The 19711-nt window shown below is 69.3% G+C and carries 15 protein-coding genes, 1 tRNA gene and 1 pseudogene; 8 read left to right on the plus strand and 9 right to left on the minus strand.

Features of this window, described 5'->3' with window-relative positions:
• Positions 1-317 precede the first annotated feature (317 nt).
• Positions 318-1520 (plus strand): pyridoxal phosphate-dependent aminotransferase, encoded by a 1203-nt coding sequence (locus AWX74_RS07185; RefSeq protein WP_091273019.1) that lies wholly within the window; start codon positions 318-320, stop codon positions 1518-1520.
• A gap of 16 nt (positions 1521-1536) precedes the next feature.
• Here AWX74_RS07185 and AWX74_RS07190 read toward each other — a convergent pair whose 3' ends face one another.
• Positions 1537-2187, minus strand: a complete 651-nt coding sequence (locus AWX74_RS07190) for a cysteine hydrolase family protein (RefSeq protein ID WP_165615507.1) — start codon at positions 2185-2187, stop codon at positions 1537-1539.
• Positions 2188-2441: 254 nt separating this feature from the next.
• Here AWX74_RS07190 and AWX74_RS07195 point away from each other — a divergent pair, with 254 nt between their 5' ends.
• Positions 2442-4526: an FAD/NAD(P)-binding protein gene (locus AWX74_RS07195; protein ID WP_091273024.1), complete on the plus strand. Its 2085-nt coding sequence runs from the start codon at positions 2442-2444 to the stop codon at positions 4524-4526.
• A 151-nt stretch (positions 4527-4677) separates the two neighbouring features.
• A pseudogene (locus tag AWX74_RS42425) lies at positions 4678-5016 on the plus strand (hypothetical protein); the annotation flags it as partial.
• A gap of 7 nt (positions 5017-5023) precedes the next feature.
• On the opposite strand, the gene AWX74_RS07205 reads toward AWX74_RS42425, so the two are convergent.
• The 3 genes from AWX74_RS07205 to leuC are packed head-to-tail and all read right to left on the minus strand — an operon-like array spanning position 5024 to position 8027.
• Entirely contained in the window at positions 5024-6010 is a 987-nt protein-coding gene (locus AWX74_RS07205; protein WP_091273028.1) for a LysR family transcriptional regulator, read from the minus strand.
• Between the two features lie 17 nt (positions 6011-6027).
• The gene (gene leuD / locus AWX74_RS07210; protein WP_091273030.1) at positions 6028-6615 is read right to left on the minus strand and encodes a 3-isopropylmalate dehydratase small subunit; all 588 of its coding nucleotides are present in this window, start codon (positions 6613-6615) and stop codon (positions 6028-6030) included.
• 11 nt (positions 6616-6626) lie between these two features.
• Complete coding sequence (gene leuC, locus AWX74_RS07215) at positions 6627-8027, minus strand: 3-isopropylmalate dehydratase large subunit (protein ID WP_091273033.1); 1401 nt, start codon at positions 8025-8027, stop codon at positions 6627-6629.
• Between the two features lie 247 nt (positions 8028-8274).
• Between leuC and AWX74_RS07220 the strand changes: the two genes are divergently transcribed.
• From AWX74_RS07220 to AWX74_RS07230, 3 genes are all read left to right on the plus strand, one after another.
• Entirely contained in the window at positions 8275-9279 is a 1005-nt protein-coding gene (locus tag AWX74_RS07220) for a TauD/TfdA family dioxygenase (protein WP_091273034.1), read from the plus strand.
• A gap of 97 nt (positions 9280-9376) precedes the next feature.
• Positions 9377-10555 (plus strand): pyridoxal phosphate-dependent aminotransferase, encoded by a 1179-nt coding sequence (locus AWX74_RS07225; RefSeq protein ID WP_091273035.1) that lies wholly within the window; start codon positions 9377-9379, stop codon positions 10553-10555.
• 218 nt (positions 10556-10773) lie between these two features.
• Positions 10774-10980 (plus strand): hypothetical protein, encoded by a 207-nt coding sequence (locus AWX74_RS07230; protein ID WP_091273037.1) that lies wholly within the window; start codon positions 10774-10776, stop codon positions 10978-10980.
• 10 nt (positions 10981-10990) lie between these two features.
• Here the strand turns inward: AWX74_RS07230 and AWX74_RS07235 are convergent, their stop codons facing one another.
• Positions 10991-11815, minus strand: coding sequence for an ArsR/SmtB family transcription factor (locus tag AWX74_RS07235; protein WP_091273039.1), 825 nt, complete (start codon positions 11813-11815; stop codon positions 10991-10993).
• A 65-nt stretch (positions 11816-11880) separates the two neighbouring features.
• Between AWX74_RS07235 and AWX74_RS07240 the strand changes: the two genes are divergently transcribed.
• Both AWX74_RS07240 and gap read left to right on the plus strand, forming a co-directional pair.
• Positions 11881-13323, plus strand: coding sequence for an MFS transporter (locus AWX74_RS07240; protein WP_091273041.1), 1443 nt, complete (start codon positions 11881-11883; stop codon positions 13321-13323).
• Between the two features lie 36 nt (positions 13324-13359).
• Positions 13360-14382 carry a type I glyceraldehyde-3-phosphate dehydrogenase gene (gene gap / locus AWX74_RS07245; protein WP_091273043.1) on the plus strand — a complete coding sequence of 341 codons (1023 nt, stop codon included), beginning with the start codon at positions 13360-13362 and terminating at the stop codon, positions 14380-14382.
• Positions 14383-14441: 59 nt separating this feature from the next.
• Here gap and AWX74_RS40655 read toward each other — a convergent pair whose 3' ends face one another.
• The 4 genes from AWX74_RS40655 to AWX74_RS07265 all read right to left on the minus strand — a co-directional run bounded on the left by AWX74_RS40655 (position 14442) and on the right by AWX74_RS07265 (position 19686).
• A complete protein-coding gene (locus tag AWX74_RS40655; RefSeq protein WP_091273046.1) occupies positions 14442-15236 on the minus strand; it encodes a response regulator transcription factor in 795 nt (264 codons plus the stop codon).
• 879 nt (positions 15237-16115) lie between these two features.
• A tRNA-Glu gene (locus AWX74_RS07255) sits at positions 16116-16188 on the minus strand.
• 156 nt (positions 16189-16344) lie between these two features.
• Positions 16345-17187 carry a hypothetical protein gene (locus AWX74_RS07260; RefSeq protein WP_091273049.1) on the minus strand — a complete coding sequence of 281 codons (843 nt, stop codon included), beginning with the start codon at positions 17185-17187 and terminating at the stop codon, positions 16345-16347.
• A 108-nt stretch (positions 17188-17295) separates the two neighbouring features.
• On the minus strand, positions 17296-19686 hold the full coding sequence (locus AWX74_RS07265; protein ID WP_091273052.1) for an ATP-binding protein: 2391 nt from the start codon (positions 19684-19686) through the stop codon (positions 17296-17298).
• Positions 19687-19711: the final 25 nt, after the last annotated feature.

Below are 19711 nucleotides of genomic sequence, written 5' to 3' on the forward strand. Positions count from 1 at the left end.
CGGCCGGGCCCGAGCCCACGCCGGACCCGTCGCCGCCACTGGTCCCGCCGGTTTCACCCGGACCGGTACCCGTGGTTGTTGGCCCTGGTAGAGCCGCGCTAGCCATCCGACGCCCGCCCATCCACACCCGTGACCTATAGGTATAGAGATTTTAGGTGGATGTTGCTCCAGGTGCAGCGGTCCGCGGCGGCGCCGCCTGCGTGCGCCGCAGCCCCGGAGACGATCGAACCCGGCGGCGGGCAGGAGATGACTTCCGCGGTGCGCCAGGCCCAGCGAGTGGGCTTGCACGAGGGCCTCGTCCTGAGAACGGTGAAGACATGAACGCCAGGCCACCGCTGAAACCCAGCCCGCCGCCGAACGCCAGGCCCCTGCTGAACCGCCGGCTGGACGGACTCGGGACGACGATCTTCGCGGAGATGTCGGCACTGGCGACGGCGACCGGCGCGATCAACCTGGGCCAGGGCTTCCCCGACACCGACGGGCCCGAGGAGATCCGCGAGGCCGCCGTCCGCGCGCTGCGAGAGGGGAAGGGCAACCAGTACCCGCCGGGCCCGGGCATCCCGGAGCTGCGCGCCGCGATCTCCGATCACCAGCGGCGCTTCTACAGCCTCTCCCTCGACCCCGACACCGAGGTCCTGGTCACCGCCGGCGCCACCGAGGCCATCGCCGCCGCCATGCTGGCGCTACTGGAGCCGGACGACGAGGTCATCGCCTTCGAGCCCTTCTACGACTCCTACGCCGCCTGCATCGCGATGGCCGGCGCGAAGCGGGTTCCGCTCACCCTGCGAGCACCGTCCTTCCGCCCGGATCTGGACGAGCTGCGCGCCAGGATCACCCCGCGGACCCGTCTCCTTCTCCTCAACACCCCGCACAACCCGACCGGGATGGTGCTCACCGCCGGCGAACAGAGCGCCATCGCCGCCCTCGCCGTCGAGCATGACCTGCTCGTCGTCACCGACGAGGTGTACGAGCACCTCGTCTATGAGGGCACGCACCATCCCATCGCGGCCCTGCCCGGAATGCGGGACCGCACGGTCACCATCGGCTCGGCCGGGAAGACCTTCTCCTTCACCGGATGGAAGGTCGGCTGGGTCACGGCGGACGGCCCGCTCGTCTCCGCCGTGCGGACGGCGAAGCAGTACCTGACGTATGTCAGCGCGGGGCCTTTCCAGTATGCGGTCGCCGAAGCGCTACGGCTGCCCGACTCGTATTTCGAACATTTCCGCACCGATCTCGGCCGTAAGCGTGACCTGCTCGGTGACGGTCTGCGCGCGGCCGGGTTCGAGGTCTACCAGCCTCAGGGCACGTACTTCATCACCACCGACATCACGCCTTTCGGCGAGAAGGACGCCTATGCCTTCTGCCGTGCGCTTCCCGAACGCTGTGGCGTCGTGGCCATCCCCAACTCGGTCTTCTACGACGACCCCGACGCGGGTCGCAGCCAGGTCCGTTTCACCTTCTGCAAACGGGAGGACGTCCTGCGCGAAGCGACCGCCCGCCTGCGCCGGCTGGGAGACTGAGCCGGCTGGGCTGTGATCAAGGTGTTGGTGGCGGGGCAGAGCTTCCTGTTCGGCTTCGGAGGCTCCTGGGCGCTGGCCCGGGCTGTCCGGCGAACGCCTGGTCGACAGTGGTGACGGTCGCGGTACGCGCGATCAGGGCGAGCGCGGCCTCGTGAAGCTCCTGGCTCAGGCTGGCGGTCGCGTCCGCGAGTACCTCGACATCGAAGTCGCGGTCGTGAGCCTCGCGGGCGGTCGACAGCACCACCAGGTCGGTCGACACTCCACTGAGCATGAGCTTGTCCACTCCCCAGGTACGAAGCCGCAACGCCAGCTCGGTACCGTAGAACGGACTGATTCGGTGCTTGACGATGACCGGTTCGCCAGCGGCTCGCGGCAGCCGGTCATGGATCTCGGTCGCCCACGTCCCCAGCCGTAGTTTTTCCGCCGGCCGTGCCTCGGCGAACACCGGTGACCTTTCCGGCCATTCTGAGTAGTCGGCCGAGAAACCCACCACGACGTAGATCACGGGCAGCTCGGCCGCACGGGACCGCTCTATCGCCTCGACGGTCCGGTCGAGGACCCCACGCTGCTCCACCTGCGCGGCGTACCCGTGGTGGGCGTACTGCCCGGCCGGATGAATGACATCGTTGATCATATCCATGACCAGGAGTGCGGCGGTACCCGTCATGAGGATCTCCTGTTTCGTGCCGTGGGTGTCGTTGGCGTTGCCGACTATCCGGCCGACGAGGCCGGGCTGGATGGCCGGTGAACCCCGGTATTCACATTCATTCGACATCGGACGATAGCAGTCGGGCGACGAAAAATCGCGCCTTGCAGCCATGAGGGATCTCGATGGAAAGATGAGTAAAATGCTGTTGTCTGGCCGGTCCCGGCCGAACTAGCCTCGTCGTGCCGGAACGACACGAAAGTCGAGGCGAAGATATGGGACGAGACGCGTGGCGCCACAGCGGACGGCAGGCCACCGACCTGGATTCCGATTCCACCACGGTCTTCGAGGGGTCCGCCGGCGCCGTATCCGACGGCGGGGCTCGACCAGCCGGGGCGCAGAGCGGGCGCCTGCCCGGCCTCGCTGGTCCGACGGAGCCCGGCAGTACCGACCGGGCGCCGGACTATCGGATAGCGGTTGTCGGTAGTGGTCCCCGCGGGATGAGCGTGCTGGAGCGGTTGGCGAGCCGGCTGCTCGCCTCGCCGGTCGATCGAGGCGTCCATCTTTATCTGATCGACGGCGTCGAGGTCGGCTGCGGCCGAGTCTGGCGTACCGACCAGCCGCAGTGGTTTCTGATGAACACCGTGTGCCGGGAGGTGACGATGTTCTCCGGCCCGCCGGACGAAGGGCCGCCGCGGCCTGGGGCAGGGCCGTCGCTCGCGCAGTGGTGGCGCGACAACGCCGAGGACTACGTCGGGCCGGACGGATACGCGCCACGGCGGGTACACGCCCGCTACCTGCGGTTCGTGCTGGACACCGTCGAGCGGGCGCTACCCCGGCACGTGGTGACGCACCGCGTCCCCGCCATGGTGGAGGACATCGAGCCGACGACAGAAGGGTATCGGCTCGATCTTTCCGGCGGAAATGCGTTGCTGGTCGACCGGGTCGTCCTTACCACCGGTCATTCGCAACTCGAACAGACCGGTCGCCACCGGGTCTATGAAAGGTTCGCCGCGACGCGGCCAAACCTACGGTATTTTCCCGGCGATTCGCCGGCCGATCTCCCGCTGGATACCGTGCCGGCCGGTTCGGCGGTCGGGGTGATGGGGCTCGGCCTCACCTTCTACGACCTCATGCTGGCGTTCACCCTCGGTCGGGGTGGCCGCTTCCGCGAGGACGGTGACGGGCGCCTGGTCTACCTGCCCAGCGGACGCGAGCCCCGGTTGTACGGCGGTTCACGCAGCGGCATGCCGCTGCCGGCTCGAGGGCGTAACCAGAAATCATCCGAACTCGCCTTCACCCCGACCGTTTTCACCACGTCCAACGTCACGAGAGGCCACGACTTCGGCACCCTGGACTTCACCCGTCACATGCTTCCCTGGATCATCGCCGAGATCGAGCTCGTCTACTACCAGACCGCTCTGCGTGAGCAGGGGGACGCCGAGGCGGCGGCGTTCCTGACCGCTGCGGCCGGCCGGATCGCGGCGACCGCCGTCCCGCCGGTGAGCGAGCTCGCGCGGCCGCTGCTGCGGGAGCCGATGCCGCCACTCGACTTCGAACGGCTGTGCCGGCCGTTCGTCGGCGCGACCTTCGACCACCCCGACGAATTCGATCGGGCGCTGACCGAGTACCTGCTCCGCGACCTGGAGCGCGCCGAGCGGGGCAACTACGCCGACCCGATCAAGGCTGCGCTGGACGTACTGCGCGACACCCGCTGGGTCGTCCGGGAGATCGTGGACTTCGGTGGCCTCACCCCGGACTCGCACCGCGACGGATTCCTGTCCTGGTTCGCGCCGCGCAGCGCGCTGCTCGCAGCCGGCCCACCGAGGTCGCGGTTGCGGCAGGCGCAGGCGCTACGAGAGGCCGGCCTGCTACGGGTGGTCGGTCCGGACCTCCAGGTCGGCACGGACGAGTGGCGCGGCTGCTTCACCCTGTCCTCACCGGCAGTGGCCGATTCGATCGTGGCCGTCGAGACCCTCATCGACGCGCGGACTCCGACCACCGACATCAACCGTGACCGGTCGATTCTCACCCGCAACCTGGTACGTCGGGGAGTCTGGACCGAGTTCACCAACGGAGCTGGTCCCGACGCCTTCCGGACCGGCGGCGTCGCCGTCACCCAGTCGCCCTACCACCCGGTCGACCGCCGTGGCCGGCCGGATCGCGGCCTGTATGTGCTCGGCATCCCCGCCGAGCACACGCGTTGGTTCACTCTGGTCGGCAGCGGCCGCCCCGGCAACTGGAACGAGTTCACTCGGGACGCCGACGCGATCGCCCGCGACGCCCTGGCGGGTATGGCGGTGCAGGCCCCGACGCAGAGACGTTCGGCGCGGACCGTGCCCGCCGTCGCGCTCCGTTGACCGCCAGCTGGCCTGCCCGAGCGCTGCACCGCACCGCACCGCACCGCGCTGCCCGGCTCGGCCATCGGCGTTGGGCCGGGTCCCGACCCATCGAGCACGACAGGAGCGACCACACCGTGACCACACCAGAGCTCGTGAACGACCAGATCTCATGACCACATCGGAGCTCAGCCGCGTTTCGGAGTCCGTGCCCGGCACCGTGGTCTTCCGGGACCTGCTGTCCGAGGCGAATCTGGCGGGACTCGACTGGCAGACCTGGCTCCAGCCGGACCGGAAAGGTGCTGAGGTCTTCGCGTTGTTCCCCGAGCCCCCGTCGACCTCGTCAGCGGCGTCCCCGCCGTCCCCGCCGTCCTCCGGCGTAGCGGCCTTCCTCACCCGCCTCGCCCCCGGCGCGCACGGCGACCTGCACGAGCACCTCGGGCACGAGCTGATGTTCGTCCTCGCCGGCGAGCTTATCGAGGACGACGGCAGCCGGTACGGCGTGGGCGACGTCGTCGTCAAAGCGCCTGGCAGCGTGCATCGGGTGATGACGGACGCTGGCTGCACCGTCCTGGGAGTGCGGGCCGCTCCGACCCGCCCGGCTGGCGCGGAGGAGACGGCGGCGACGGAGGGCGCTCCAGCTGCCGGACGACCCGATGGACGACGTCGACGAAGGTGAGGGTCGACCGCGACTGACGCCCGCCGGTGGGAACGCCCAGCGCGACCTCCCGGTAGACCGCCGGGGTGAGCGACACACCGCTCACCCCGGCGGGTAGCGACGACACGGCCCGCGCCGGCAGGATCGCGATGCCGAGACCGGCGGCGACCATCGCCAGCAGTCCGTTCAGATCGTTCATCCGGTAGCTGACCGTCGGTTCCAGCCCGACCAGCCGCAACGCCGCACGCACGGAGGGCTCGACCGCACCCACCGGGAGCAACAGCGGGTGCTCGGCGACCGCGCGGGTATCGACCGCGTCGAGTGCGGCCAGCTGGTGGGACGTCGGCACGAGCAGCTGGAACTCGTCGCGCCACAGTGGAACTGTGCTCAGGTCGGTTTTCGGCATCGTCACCACACCGACGTCCACCGTGCGCTGACGAAGCCAGCGAGCGATCTGTTGGTCGGTGCCCTCACTCAGCTCCACCCGCAGCCGGGGGGCCTCGACGCGGAGGACGTCGATCACAAGGGGCAGGAAGCCGCTGGTGAAGCTCTGGCTGGTGGCGAAGCGAATGGTCCCGTCCGTTCCGTCCCTGGCCAGCCGTGCCGCCCGGCGGATCTGCTCGGCCTGGGTGACGACGGCCCGGGCATGGTCGATCACAGCTCGCCCGGCATCGGTCAGGCGTGCCCCGCCTCGCCCCCGTTCGAGCAATGCGCAGCCGAGATCGGCCTCCATGGCCGCGATCGCGTGGCTGACGGCCGACTGGCTGATGCCGAGACGGCGTGCGGCCATTGTGAAGCTGCCGCTGTCCGATGCCGCTACCAGAGCCGCGCACTGCGAGATCTTCATGGCCGGTGCCCGCCAACTCAGCGGGTTGTCGGCAGCAGGCGGCGGCGACCCGCTTCGTAGCTGGTGATCAGATCGGCGTGGAGCATCGTGTCGTCGATCGCATCGGTTCCGGCGAGGATCCTGGCCCGCATCCGTGGGTCGATCTCGAAACGGCACCGATGCCCGGCCCATCCCACCTGCTGCCGCAGCAGGTCGACGGTCAACGCGGCCGCCGGCGCGGCGGTCACGACCGTCCACAGCTGTTCGATCACGACGGCGGGCAGCACAATCGCGACCAGCCCGTTCAGCAGGGCGTTCTCGCGGAAGATATCGCCGAAACGCGGCGCGAGCACGACTCGGAACCCGTAGTTCTGCAGTGCCCAGACGGCGTACTCCCGCGAGGATCCGGTGCCGAAGTCCCGGCCGGCGACCAGAACGGTGGCGCCGTGGTGTTCCGGTCGGTTGAACACGAACTTCGGGTCCTGGCGCCAGTCGGCGAACAGCGAGTCCGCATGACCTGTGCGCGACGAACGATTGAGGAAACGCACCGGGATGATCTGGTCGGTGTCGACGTCACTCCGGCGCAGTGGCATCGCGGTACCGGTGTGGACGGTGAGCGCCTGCACGTGAACCTCCGTCACAGGTCGGTGGGTGCGGCGAGGGTACCGGCGACCGCGGTCGCCGCCGCCACCGCGGGCGAGACCAGATGGGTACGCGAGCCGCGTCCCTGCCGGCCCTCGAAGTTGCGATTGCTGGTGGAGGCGGCACGCTGCCCTGGCCGCAGACGGTCCTCGTTCAGCGCCGCGCACATCGAACAGCCGGCGGCCTGCCGGAAGTCCGCGCCCGCCGCCGTGAACACCGCGTCGAGCCCTTCGGCGCAGGCCTGCCGACGGACCGCCGCCGAGCCCGGAACAATGATCATCTGGATGCTGTCGGCGACCTTGCGGCCCTGCAGTACGGCCGCGGCCGCACGGAGGTCCTCGATCCGGCTGTTGGTGCAGGAACCGACGAAAACCGTGTCGACCGCGAGGTCACGCATCAGCTGACCTGGTCGCAGGTCCATGTATGCCAGCGCACGTTCGGCGGCCGTCCGTTCGGCCGGGTCGGTGAACGCGGTCGGCGCCGGGACCCGGCCGTCGAGCGAGACGCTCTGCGCCGGATTGGTGCCCCAGGACACGTAGGGAGTCAACGCCGCGGCATCGATGTCGACCTCGCGGTCGAACGTGGCGTCGTCATCGGAGACCAGCGTCCGCCAGTAGGCGAGCTCAGCGGCCCAGTCCGCGCCGGTCGGCATTCCCGGCCGGTGCCGAAGATAGTCAAAGGTGGTCTCGTCCGGCGCGACCACGCCGGCCCGGGAGCCGGCCTCGACAGACATGTTGCACAGCGTCATCCGGCCTTCCATCGACATCCGGCTGATCGCCTCGCCGCGGTACTCGATCAGGTGTCCCTGGCCGCCGGCTGTCCCGATCTGGGCGATCAGCGCCAGCACCAGGTCCTTGGCCGTGGTCCCGTCGGGTAGCCGGCCGGAAACCGTCACGGCCATGTCGCCCGGACGGCGGATCGACAGGGTCTGCGTCGCGAGGACGTGCTCGACCTGCTTGGTGCCGATTCCGAGCGCGAGCGTGCCGAACGCACCCTGGGTGGTGGTGTGGGAGTCGCAGCACACGATCGTCATCCCGGGCCTGGTCAGGCCCAGTTCCGGGCCGATGACGTGCACGATTCCCTGAGTTGGCTCGCCAAGCCGGTGTAGGCGGACACCGAACTCCGCACAATTGCTCCGCAGCAATGAAGACTGCTCCAGGGCGTCGGGACGCTGGATGGCCCGACTGGTCGACACCGTTGGTGTGTTGTGGTCTTCCGTGGCTACGGTGAGTTCCGGCCGTCGCACCGTGCGACCGGCGGCCCGGAGGCTGTCGAACGCCTGCGGTGTGTTCACCTCATGGAGCATGTGAAGATCGACATAAAGAAGGTCTTCACCGGTGGAATCGCGGCGGACCAGGTGTTCTTCCCAGATCTTCTGGGTCAGCGTCTTCCCCACCAGGGTCTCCTGTCGGCAGGCCGGAGTCGGCTCGCTGATTGAACCCGGATCGAGATGTGTTCGCAACCTCCCGCCACCGGCGCCCGGGCGGCTTGAAAGGGCCGGTGAGCCGGCCTTCCATATTTGGTTGATGTCATCCTCCCGGGTGGAAGGGTGACTGGATCAATTTCCTCCATCGGTCGATGACGAAGCTCTTTGGTGGCGGCGACACTCGCGTCGGGATTCGACTAACCCGGAGGTAATGCTCATGGAGCCGCTGGTTGTCTTCACCGACGACGAGGCCCGAATGCTGCACGATCGGCTCGACGGCGTCGACCGGAATCCCTACCGGGACTACCCGGCCTTCCGCCTGGCAGTCGCTGGCCTGGTCGAACGCGGTGACGTGCCCCGCTTCTTCGTCGAAGCCTGCCGGCGAGTCCACCGAGAGCGGACCGCGGGGGTCGCGGACATCCACGTGCTCCGCAACTGTCCGGTGGACGCGGAGATCCCGGAGCTCGGCAACGAGGACCCGTCCGCCCGGAAGCACGAATTGAAGAAGACGTTCATCGGTGAAGCGCTGTTGGAGCTCTTCGCGCAGCTGACCGGTACACCGCTGCTGGCGTACGCCCGCAACCAGGGTGACTTCTTCTCGGACGTCGTCGCGATCGACCGGTTCGCCGGAATGCTCACTGGGTACAGCGACAGTGAGCTGTTCTTCCACAATGACCGCACGGCCCACGAGGTCCGTGCTGACTATGTTTCGCTGCTCGGGATGAGGTGCCCGGCCGAGGACCTCGTGTACACCGGCTTCATCGACGGCCGCAACCTGCTGGAACACCTGGACGACCAGACGCGGCAGCGCCTTCGGGAGCCGAACTTCTTCACCCCGTTCGACGTCTACTCGCGTAGTAAGAACGCGAACCTCACCGGGTCGGAACGGCATCCGATCCTGGAGAACCACCACGCTTTCCGGTACCTCGACACGCGCACCACGGTCGCACCCGGAGCGCCGCTGTATGCCAAGGACGCCCTGCTCGAGATGAAGGACGCGGTGTCGCGTGCGACGCGGGTGCGTCACCGGATCATCGAACGGGACCTGCTCGTGTTCTCCAACCAGGACGGTCTGCACAGCCGGGAGAAGATCGACGTGGTCGACCCGGATCAGGTGCGTAGCCGCTGGCTCCTCAAGACCTACGCGTTTCGCGACGTCGCCGCGAGGGACCGGCACCGGGACAAGTGGCTGGACGGCGTGCCGGGGCGGGTGGCCGACTGAGCGCCGCGCCACGGCGGTCACCGCCGCCGCCACCACCGGTCCTGCGCATCAGCCCTGCCCGTCCTCGTCCGCTCGACCTCAGCACCGGAGGCCACCAGTGCCGACGCCATCCAATCGCCTGCGTTCGGTTCCCAGATCAGCGACCTACGCCGTCCTCGACCTGGTTCGGACCCTGCGCTCGCAGGGCCACGACGTCGTGGACCTGGGTGGTGGTGAGCCTGACTTCGACACCCCACGCCACATCAGCGACGAGGCGGTGGCCGCGATCCGCGGCGGACTCACCCACTACACACCGAGCCGAGGACTGCCTGAGCTACTTGAGGCCGTCAGCGAGAAACTGGCCAAGGACAACGACGTGCTCGTCGATCCGGCCACTGACATCGTCGTCACGCCGTCGGCGAAGCACGCGCTGTTCGTCTCGTTGCTGGCCGTGCTCGACCCGGGCGACGAGGTCGTCGTCCCGACTCCCAGCTGGGTCAGTTACGCGGCGATGGCCGGCATGCTCGGGGCGCGCCCGTCATTCGTCGAACTGGACTCGCACAGCGGCTTCCGACTGACCAGAGCGGCACTTGACCGTGCGCTGACTCCGCGGACGAAGGCTGTGCTGGTCAACACGCCCAACAACCCGACCGGTCGAGTGCTCGACCACGACGAGCTGTCGGCACTGGTGTCCTTCGCCGTCGACAACGACCTGTTCGTGGTCTCGGACGAGATCTACGAGAAGATCAGGTACGTCGACCGCAGACACGTCAGCCCGGCGGCGCTGCCCGGCGGTGCCGTCCGCACCCTGACGGTGAACGGCTTCTCGAAGGCACACGCGATGACTGGTTGGCGGCTCGGTTACGTCGCCGGGCCGACCGAGGTCATCGGGGAACTTCTCAAGGCGCAGCAGCACACTGTCGGGTGCGCCGGTTCCTTCGTCCAGCGGGGTGGGGTCGCCGCCCTGACCGGCTCGCCGGGGCCGGTCGAGACCATGGTGGCGGAGTACACCGCCCGGCGAGACCTCCTGGTCTCGAGGCTCAGCCAGCTGCCCGGGGTCGGCTGCGCCGCACCGGAAGGCGCGTTGTACGTCTTCCCCGACATCACCGGCGTCGGTCTCGGGGACTCGGCGGCCTTCACCACATGGCTGCTGGAGCGGGCGCAGGTCGCGGTGACGCCGGGGTCGGCGTTCGGCCCCGGCGGCGAAGGACACGTACGGCTGTCGTTCGCGAACTCGCTGCCGGTGCTGGATGAGGCGCTCGACCGCATCGAGCGGGCGCTGCACGCGAGCCGATGACGGACTGCGCCGGGTCCGTCCGGTCCCCGCCGCCGTAGCCCACGGAGTCGCCAGACCCGTTCGGTGAGCACGAGCGGCCGGATGCGTACCCGGAGTACCCGTGGCCAGCGCATCGGCGCGGTTCACCGGTCCGGGCCTGCCGGCGATGCCCATGGCAGGCCTCGCCTCGACACAGCGGATTCGACGTACCGAAGTCGTGAGAACTGATCGGAGCTCCGATGTCTGACCTGCAGCCGAACGACGACTCCCCGGCGCGGCGCACAGCGCCCCGACCGACCGACCCTGACACCGGCCAGCCGGGCGGGCCAGCCAACGCCGGAGCGGCCTCGACAGAGGCCGTACGGGGCGTGCTCAGAGAGCCGGGCCGAGCGTTGACGGTCGCTGCCGCCGACCAGGTCTACCTTGAGGCGAAGCTCTGGATCTGAGGGCCGGCTTTCACCGGGCCGCCGCCGCCAGCGGCGGCGGCCCGGCGATCTGCTCCCGCCACGAGGAGACGTCCATGGCGAAGGTCCGCTCGAGGCCGTCGACGCCGGACGGCGTCACCTGGATCACCCGCGGACTGCGGCCGGGACGTACCCAGCCCAGGTCGAACAGCCGATGGGTCAACGCGGCACCAAGCGCGCCGGCCAGATGGTGCTGGCGCCGTTCGCTCCAGTCGACGCAGTAGCGAGTGACCGGGCGGCGGGGAGGAAGACCGTCGAGGTCCACCCCGAACTGCCGCAGCTCGGACCGGCCCCGCGCGGTCACCTCGTAACGGACGTCTCGACCGTACGACGCCGGCCGGTCGCGGCCGGCCTTCGTCGAGGGGTGGACTCCGTTGTGCCCGGTGAGTAGCTGGGCGTCCAGCAACGCACGCATCAGACCGACGCCGAGCATGCCGGCGACATGGTCATAACAGGTGCGCGACCGGCGCAGGCCGTCGACATGTTTGCTCTGGCGCAATGATGTGACCGGCAGTGGTGGCGAGATGACCGCGAGCGCCTCGAGGGCGGCGGCGACGTCGGTGCTGGCCAGTTCGTAGTACCTGTTGCGCCCTTCACGGCGCACCGTCACCAGGCAGGCGTCCACCAGCTTCGCCAGGTGCGCGCTGGCCGTCGCGGGACTCACCCTGGCCTCCGCCGCCAGGATGGTGGCCGGAATCGCCCGCCCGTCGCACAGTGCCTTGAGGATGCGGGCCCGGGACGGGTCGGCGATCAGCGCCGCCGCGCGGGCGATGTCCGGGTCGGCGCATGCTTGGTCAACCTGCTGATCGAGGTTCACGACCCGAACCCTACCGCGAACATGCTTCGTCGTGGGGCGAAGCTTTTCTCGCTGACACTGAGGCCATGAACGCCGTAGACACCGCGCTGCCGCGAGTGCCGGCCTCCGCCCCGGCAGCCACGCCACTGGCGCTGGGTCCGCTCGTGGTCCTGAGTCTGGGCTACTTCCTGGTGATGCTTGACGTCACCGTCGTGACCGTGGCGGTGCCCGAGGTACGGCAGTCGCTCGGAGCCGGGCCAACCGGCCTGCAATGGGTCGTGGACGGATACAGCACCGTCTTCGCCGCCCTGCTGTTGCTCGGCGGCGGTCTCGGGGAGCGGCTCGGTCACCGCCGGGTCTTCATGGCTGGCCTCACACTGTTCGCCGCCGCCTCGGCGCTGTGCGCGCTCGCGGGGACCACCGGCGTGCTGATCGCCGGCCGGATGTCGCAGGGCGCCGGCGCGGCCCTGCTGGTACCGACCTCGCTCGCCCTGCTCGCCGGCGCTTATCCGCAGCGGTCCGCCAAGGCCCGCGCGCTGGGACTCTGGGCCGCCGTCGCGGGCGTGGCGTTCGCCGCCGGGCCGGTCGTGGGTGGGTTCCTCGTGGCCGGGCTCAGCTGGCGCGCCGTCTTCTGGATCAACGTTCCCGTCGTGGCGCTCGCGCTCCCGTTGACGACGCGGTATGTGCCGCGACCAGCCGCCAGCGACCGGACCCGCCGGATGGACCCGATCGGGCAGGTGTGCGCCGTCGTCGGACTCACGGGCATCGCGGGCGCGCTCAACCAGGCGGCCTCGTCCGGTTGGACGTCTCCGACCGTGTTGCTCGGATTCCTGGTCGGTGCCGCCGGCCTCGCGGCCCTCGTCGCGGCCGAGTACCGACTGGACATGAGGTTCCGCAGCGGCCTGACCGCCCGGCCGCCGATGCTGCCGCTGTTGTTGTTCCGTAACCTCGGATTCAGCGCGACCGCGGTGATCGGAGTCCTTCTCAACCTCGGCTACTACGGGATTCTGTATCTGAGCACTTTGTACTTTCAGGAACAACGAGGGTACGACGCGCTGGCCACCGGCCTGTTGCTGTTGCCATCGGTGTGCATGGCGCTGGTGGCGGCACCGTTGTCGGGTCGGCTCACCGCCCGGTACGGCCCGTACTGGCCCATGGCGGCCGCCCTGGCCCTCGGCTCGGCGGGCTTCCTGGGCTGGCTGGCGGCCGGACCGGACAGCCCCTACCCAGCGTTGCTGTTCGCCCTGGTCGCGACCGGCCTGGCGACTCCGATGACGGTGCCAGCCGCAACTGCCGCGGTCATCGAGAGCGTGCCCGCGGATCGGGCCGGCACCGCCTCCGCCGTGTTCAACGTGGCACGGCAGATCGGCAACGCCGTGGGCGTGGCGCTGTTCGGGACGTTGATGGCGACGTCGTCCTCACCGACGGCCGGCCTGCACCTGTCGGCAGTGATCGCTTCCATCGCATTCCTCCTCGGTTCCGTGCTGGCCCTGACCGCCCGGCGTCAGCACGTCGCCGTGGCTCCCTGACCGTCGTGCCGAGAGCAACGAGAACAGGAGTACGAGATGAGTGTTCGGGTAGCGGTGAACGGGTTCGGTCGGATCGGTCGAACCGTCACCCGGATCGCGCTGGACCGCCCTGGCGTGGACATAGTGGCCGTCAACGACCTCGAGCGGCCAGAGCTGCTCGCTCACCTGTTCACCTACGATTCGACCCATGGCCGGCTCGCCGAGAAGGTCGTCGTGGACGACGGCGATCTGGTGGTCGCCGGGCGTCGAATCTCGGTGGTCCAGGAACGCGACCCGGCGGCGCTGCCCTGGCGCGAGTTCGGGGTGGACCTGGTCGTCGAGTCGACCGGAGTGTTCACGGACGCGACGGCCGCCGCGGCGCACCTCAAAGCCGGCGCGTCGCGGGTCGTGATCGCAGCACCCGCGACCAACGAGGACGCCACGGTCGTGTTGGGGGTGAACGAACACGTACTGCACGAACGCCACCACGTCGTTTCCAACGCATCGTGTACCACGAACTGCGCGGCGCTGTTGGCGAAGACGTTGCACGACGCCTTCGGCGTCCGGCGCGGCCTGATGAACACCGCCCATGCCTACACCTCCGACCAGCGCCTGCAGGACCTGCCGCACCGTGACTACCGCCGGGCCCGGGCCGCCGCCGTGAACATCATCCCCACCACCACCGGCGCCGCCAAGGCGATCGGAAAGGTGCTGCCCGCCCTCGCAGGCAAGATCGACGGCCTGTCCATGCGGGTACCGGTGATCGACGGTTCCGTCGTCGACCTGACCGTTGAGGTGGCGACCCAGGTGACGGTCAGCGACGTGAACCTGGCGTTCCAGAAGGCGGCGAGCGGTGATCTGGCGGACCTTCTGGTCTACACCGAAGATCCACTCGTGTCGGCCGACATCGTCGGAACAGCGGCTTCCTGTACTTTCGACGCCGCCCTGACGATGGTCAGCGACGTCGACGACGCGGGGTCGCTCGTCAAGGTTGTCGGTTGGTACGACAACGAGACAGGCTTCTCGCATCGGACCCTCGACCTGGTGGAGCTCCTGGGCCGCCACGTCGCCGCCCGTTGACCTGTCCCGGTGCCGTGATTGACGTGGGCGGCGACCTGCCGCCCACGGAGATCACACGATCAACGCGATCTGATCTTGAGTACCGCTTCGAGTCGGTTGCGCGCTCCGAGCTTCGGCAACGCGTGGGAGACATGGCTCTTCACCGTGGCGGGAGACACCTGCAGCACGCTCGCGGTCTCGGTGGTCGACATACCCTGGGCGAGCAGGCTCAGGACCTCGAGTTCTCGCTCGGTGAGCGCTGATCGGCGGCTGCCACTGCTGCCGGCTCGGGCGGGCGCAGCCGAGAGCCCGGCCGGTCGCACCATTGTTTCAAGGCTCGGCGACAGCAACGTGTACCCGGCGCCGACCGCACGTACCGCGACGGGAAGACCTTTCATCTCGGCGTCCTTGACCAGAAAACCAGTCGCTCCTGCGGCAGCTGCTGCTGCCAGCCTTGCGTCGTCCCATTCGGTGGACACGGTCAGCACGGAGATATCCCTCGCCGTGATCTCGGAAATCAATTCGGCGGAGTCGTCTCGTGGTTCTGTGGACAACACGACGACGTCGGCGTCGCTTAGATTCTCCCACCTCTTGACCGGTATCGAGCTGTCGACGCAGCCCAGCAGGCGGAGAGTATTGTCCTGACCTCTCGCGTTGCGCACCACCCTGCTGAGTACATGCCGCGATATCGGATCGTGGTCCGCCACCAGGACATCAATTCGCAGGATGTCGGCGAGGCTCTCGGATGGGTCGATGGCGGCCGGCTCGGGCGAAGCACGCGACGATCGGTCGGCTGTGGCCTCGTCCGCTCTGGAGCGTTGGTCGGCGTCGACACGGCCGTTCACGGTCGGGGTGGCAGCGTAATGCGTGATCACCAATGCCGTCTCCTAGGCATACCTGCCTGGTAGCTTGTCCACGCGACAGGATTCTCGGCGGCGGATGACGACGGGCCGGAAGATCCCACCAGGCATCGGGAGGGAAGCTGGGTGTGAAACCTCGAGCGGTGCCGACTTCTACGGCGCGGGGCCGCCGCAGCGTGAGCCGGATTCCGTTAGGCGTTCAGGATGCGATGGCCTGTGAAGACTCGGTGTTCGCGGCCGGCTACGGCGGACGGCCCGGCGAGGTGGGAAATCCGAGGGCGACCATACTTCTACTATAGCGAGCCCATCGCGGAACGATCGAAGCAATTCCTGATATTCGAAGGCGCACCCGAGCCCGCTTCTGGGGTGACACGTCTGGCCAACTGTACCGGCGACGTCGTCACCTGCGAAAATCTATGAAACCCACATGTCCGGGATGTCGCCGGCTACGCGGTCTCGAAAAATTCCGGTAGCTCTGTGAGGATGGCCACAGATTCGGGGTGTGTGAAGATCGCTGTCGGTCGAGGTTTCGGTGGGTTTGGCCTGGCGGCAGTCCCGTATCTTGATCGGATGGTCCGTGTGTGGTCCTTTTCTGGTCTCCACGGTGTGGTGGGTTGCATCCTCGGGATCGGTTGGCAGTGTTCCGGACGTGGCGTGATCGCACCGGGGTTCCGGTGAACCCTGCATCGTCAGGAGCTCCTGGCTGAACGGACGGTCGACAGCCGAGGGGAGGGACTCACACCACGTAGGGCATCCGGCGGATCTCGGCGCCAGTTCTGGCGCGGCCTGTCAGAGTCCGCCGGTGTCATCCGGGCACGGCCGGGGCCGGATGGCCCAAGGAGGCCCAGTGAGGCCAGACCCCCTGGTAATCCGAGGGTTTGGCTGGTGATCGAGTACCCCCAACGGGATTCGAACCCGTGCTACCGCCTTGAAAGGGCGGCGTCCTGGGCCACTAGACGATGGGGGCAGCCGGCCGGTGCCGAGGCGAGGATCCGCCGCGGTGCCCGGCATCAGAACAGAGCAAGCATAGGGGATCCGCCGCACCGTCGACAAACGCCCACCACGTCAGATCGTCGCCGGCCCCGCCCAGATGTACGGAGGCTGGGCGGGGCCGGCCAGCCCGTCAGCGGAACCGGGGAGCGCGCCCGACATCCCGGGGCCAGGTGAGGGCGGGCCGCGGGTCCGTCCGGCGGTAGCGGGAGCGGAAGAAGGCGCGTACCGGCCGCCCGCCGATCGCGATCGTGTGCTCGATCCCGGCCGGCGGAACCGGCGGAAGGGGCGTGCGCGGTGAAATGCCGGTGCGCGGCGACAGGTGGGCGCGCGGCGCGGTGTCGGGCACGGCGCTCAGGACGTCGAAGGAGAGCGTCACGTCGTCGGACTGCCACCGTGGCGTGTTCGGGTCGTACACCCGCAGGGTGACGCGCCGCCCGCGCTGCTCGTAGGCGTAGGCGAGGACCTGGTGGTTGAGCCCGAGCCGCATCGGGTCGGCCGAGCGGGTGGTGATGATGCCGAGCGGGCTCAGCAGCCCGCGGTCCAGGTCGTGCCGGATGTGCGGCCACTCCCTGGCCACGCTGGCCGAGGTGGCGCCGGGCAGCCGCAGCCAGCCGCGGACGAGGTCGGTGTCGGCGTCGGCTGAGCTCATGAGGCGGTAGTAGCGCAGCACCCCGCGCGGGCCGTCGAAGCTGTCGAAGAGCCGGCGCACGATGTAGCGGTACAGCGGACTGTCCGGGTCGGGTGGCGTCGCCACCGCCGGGGGCGCGACGCCGAACTCGAACATGTCCCGGACGGCGTAGATCATCCCGCCGCACAGGCCCCGGCTGGCGTCGCCGATCGGGATCGAGCCCAGGCCCGGTACGGGGACCCGCAGCACCGGCTGGCGGGGAAACGCGTTCGTGAAGGCGAAGGCATGGCTGCTCGGCTGGAAGTTCGACACGGCTGCGCGCGTCAGTGCGCTCCCGTTGGTCACCCTTCCATTTTCACGTCTCCGGTGCGGTCCGCGGGCGGAAACGACCGCCCTGTGGACGAGTGCGGGAATGCTCCGCCGGGCCGGCTCCGGCACGGGAGGGCTTTTCGGTCATGGGCCGCGCCGGAGGCGTCTTTCCCGATGGCGGCCGGCCGAGGTCCCGGACAGGCGGGCGGACGGGGTCCGCGCGGCGGGGAGGCCCGCGGCGCCGGCGCGGCCGTGACCACCTGGGCTACCTGGGGCACCCGGGCCGCCTAAGCTACCCGGACCGCCCGGGATGCCTGGGATGCCCGGAAACTCCGCGCCATCTGGGAGACCTGGCCACCGGGCGCCGAGCGCGTTCCGGATCGCCTCCGTCAGCGCCGCCGGCGTGAACGGTTTGGGGAGGTAGGCGTAGTCGAGGGAGGTACCGCCCTCGGTGAGCATCCCGCGGCTGTAGGCGGAGGTGAAAACCACCGGCAGGCCCGGGAACATCCTGATCAGTTCCTCGGCGAGCTGTCGGCCGTTGCGGCCGGGGAGGATGACGTCGGTGAGCAGGAGGTCGATGGACGTCAGCCCGCGAGCGAGATCGATCGCGGTGCGGCCGTCGGCGGCGGAGACCACGAGGTAGCCGGCGGCGCGCAGCACCCGTTCGGCGAGGTTGCGCACGGCGTCGTCGTCCTCGGCGAGCAGGATGGTCGCGGATCCCCGCGCCGGCCAGCCACCTTCGCGACGGGGCCAGCATTCCTGCCCGGCGAATCCCGATACGGGCGCCGCCAGAGGGGACGAACTGCCCGCCCCGCGGTGGTCGTCCGCGTATCGGCGGCTTCCGGCCGTGGTGGGGCGGTCGTCGGCGAGGGGCGCGGGTGCGTCGGCGTTTCCGGCGGGCCCTGCGTTTCCGGCGGGCCCTGCGTTTCCGGCGGGCCCTGCGTTTCCGGTGAGCCCTGCGTTTCCGGCGAGCCTGGCGCTCTCGGAAGCCCCGGTGGCCCCGGTGGGCCGGCCGAGGCCGGAGCCGGTGGGGCCGGAGTCCGCGAGCGCGGGCAGGTCGACGCGGAAGGTCGCGCCCAGACCGGGGACGGAGTCGACCTCGACGTTGCCCTCCGCCTGGCGCACGATGCCGTAGACGGTGGCGAGCCCCAGCCCGGTGCCCCGCCCCAGCGCCTTCGTCGTGTAGAAGGGCTCGAAGATCCGGGCGCGGACGTCATCCGTCATGCCGTGCCCGGTGTCGGCGACGGTGAGGCGGACGAACGGGCGGGCCAGTGCTCCGCGCAGGACGGAGACGCCCAGCTCCGGCGTCGTGTCGTCGGCGATGTCGACCCGGATGAACAGCCGGCCGCCCTCCGGCATCGCGTCGCGGCTGTTGACGACCAGGTTGACCAGCACCTGTTCGAGCTTTCCGCGATCTATGCGGACCATCGCCGCCCGGTGGGCGGGCATCACCATGAGCTCGATGTCCTCGCGGATGAGCCGGCGCAGCATGCCCTCCAGCCCGCGGACCAGGTCGTTGAGATCGACCGGCCCCGGCCGGACGTCACTCGTCCGGGAGAAGGCGAGCAGCTGGCTGGTCAGCCCGGCCGCGCGCCCCGACGCCTCGCGGACGGCGGCGAGATCCCGCAGGACGCCCTCGTCGAGATCGGTGCGGGCCAGGATGAGCGTCGCGTACCCGTCGATGACGGTGAGCAGGTTGTTGAAGTCGTGCGCGATGCCGCCGGCGAGCTGGCCGAGGGCGTCCAGCCGCTGCGCCTGGCGCAGCTGGGCCTCGATGTTCTTCTGCTCGGTGATGTCGGTGACGATCGCCAGCGTTCCGTCGAGGGCACCGGTCGGGCCGATCCGCGCGGTGAGCGCCACCTGGGCGCAGACCTTGCGCGCGTCGGGGTGGCGCAGCCCGACCTCGAGCCGGCGGGGGGCGCCGGAGCGCACGACCTCCAACGCGCACTGGATCTCGTCCCGGTCGAGATCGGAAACCAGGTTGACGAAGGGGGTTCCCGGCCAGATCTGGCCGACCAGCGCGGCGAACTGTGGGTTGCAGTAGGTGATGGCCCCGTGCGAGTCGAGGAGGACGACGCCGTCGGTCGTGGTTTCGACGATCTCGCGGTAGCGCTCCTCGCTCTCGCGCAGTGTCCGCTGCGTGGCCTCACGAATCCGTAGATCCTCGAACAGTGCGGTGCCGCGGACCAGCGCGGGAAAGCGCCCGCGCAACGTCCAGTACCAGATGCCCACCGTGGCGGTGAGGACGTCCCACCCGGTGGTGAGGAACTGGACGTCGATCAGGCTCGGGTCGAAGGCGGCACCCGAGCCGTCCGAGGCGCTGTGCGTGGGGTGACCGCTCGCGTGCGGATTGTGGAAGATGTGCGACCCGTGCCCGATCGCGCAGGTGAAGAAGATGGCGGCCGTCGCCAGGCCCAACGGGTTGTTGCGCCACTGGCCGGAGCGCCACAGGCCGCGGGCGATCGACAGGCAGATCGCCAGGTACGCGGCAGTCGTGGCGGCGTTGGCCAGGATCGACGTCGCCGAGCCGCTCATGGGCCGCTGTCTTCGCCCAGGAGTG

Origin of the sequence: Parafrankia irregularis, assembly GCF_001536285.1 — a bacterium.
Taxonomy (GTDB): domain Bacteria; phylum Actinomycetota; class Actinomycetes; order Frankiales; family Frankiaceae; genus Parafrankia; species Parafrankia irregularis.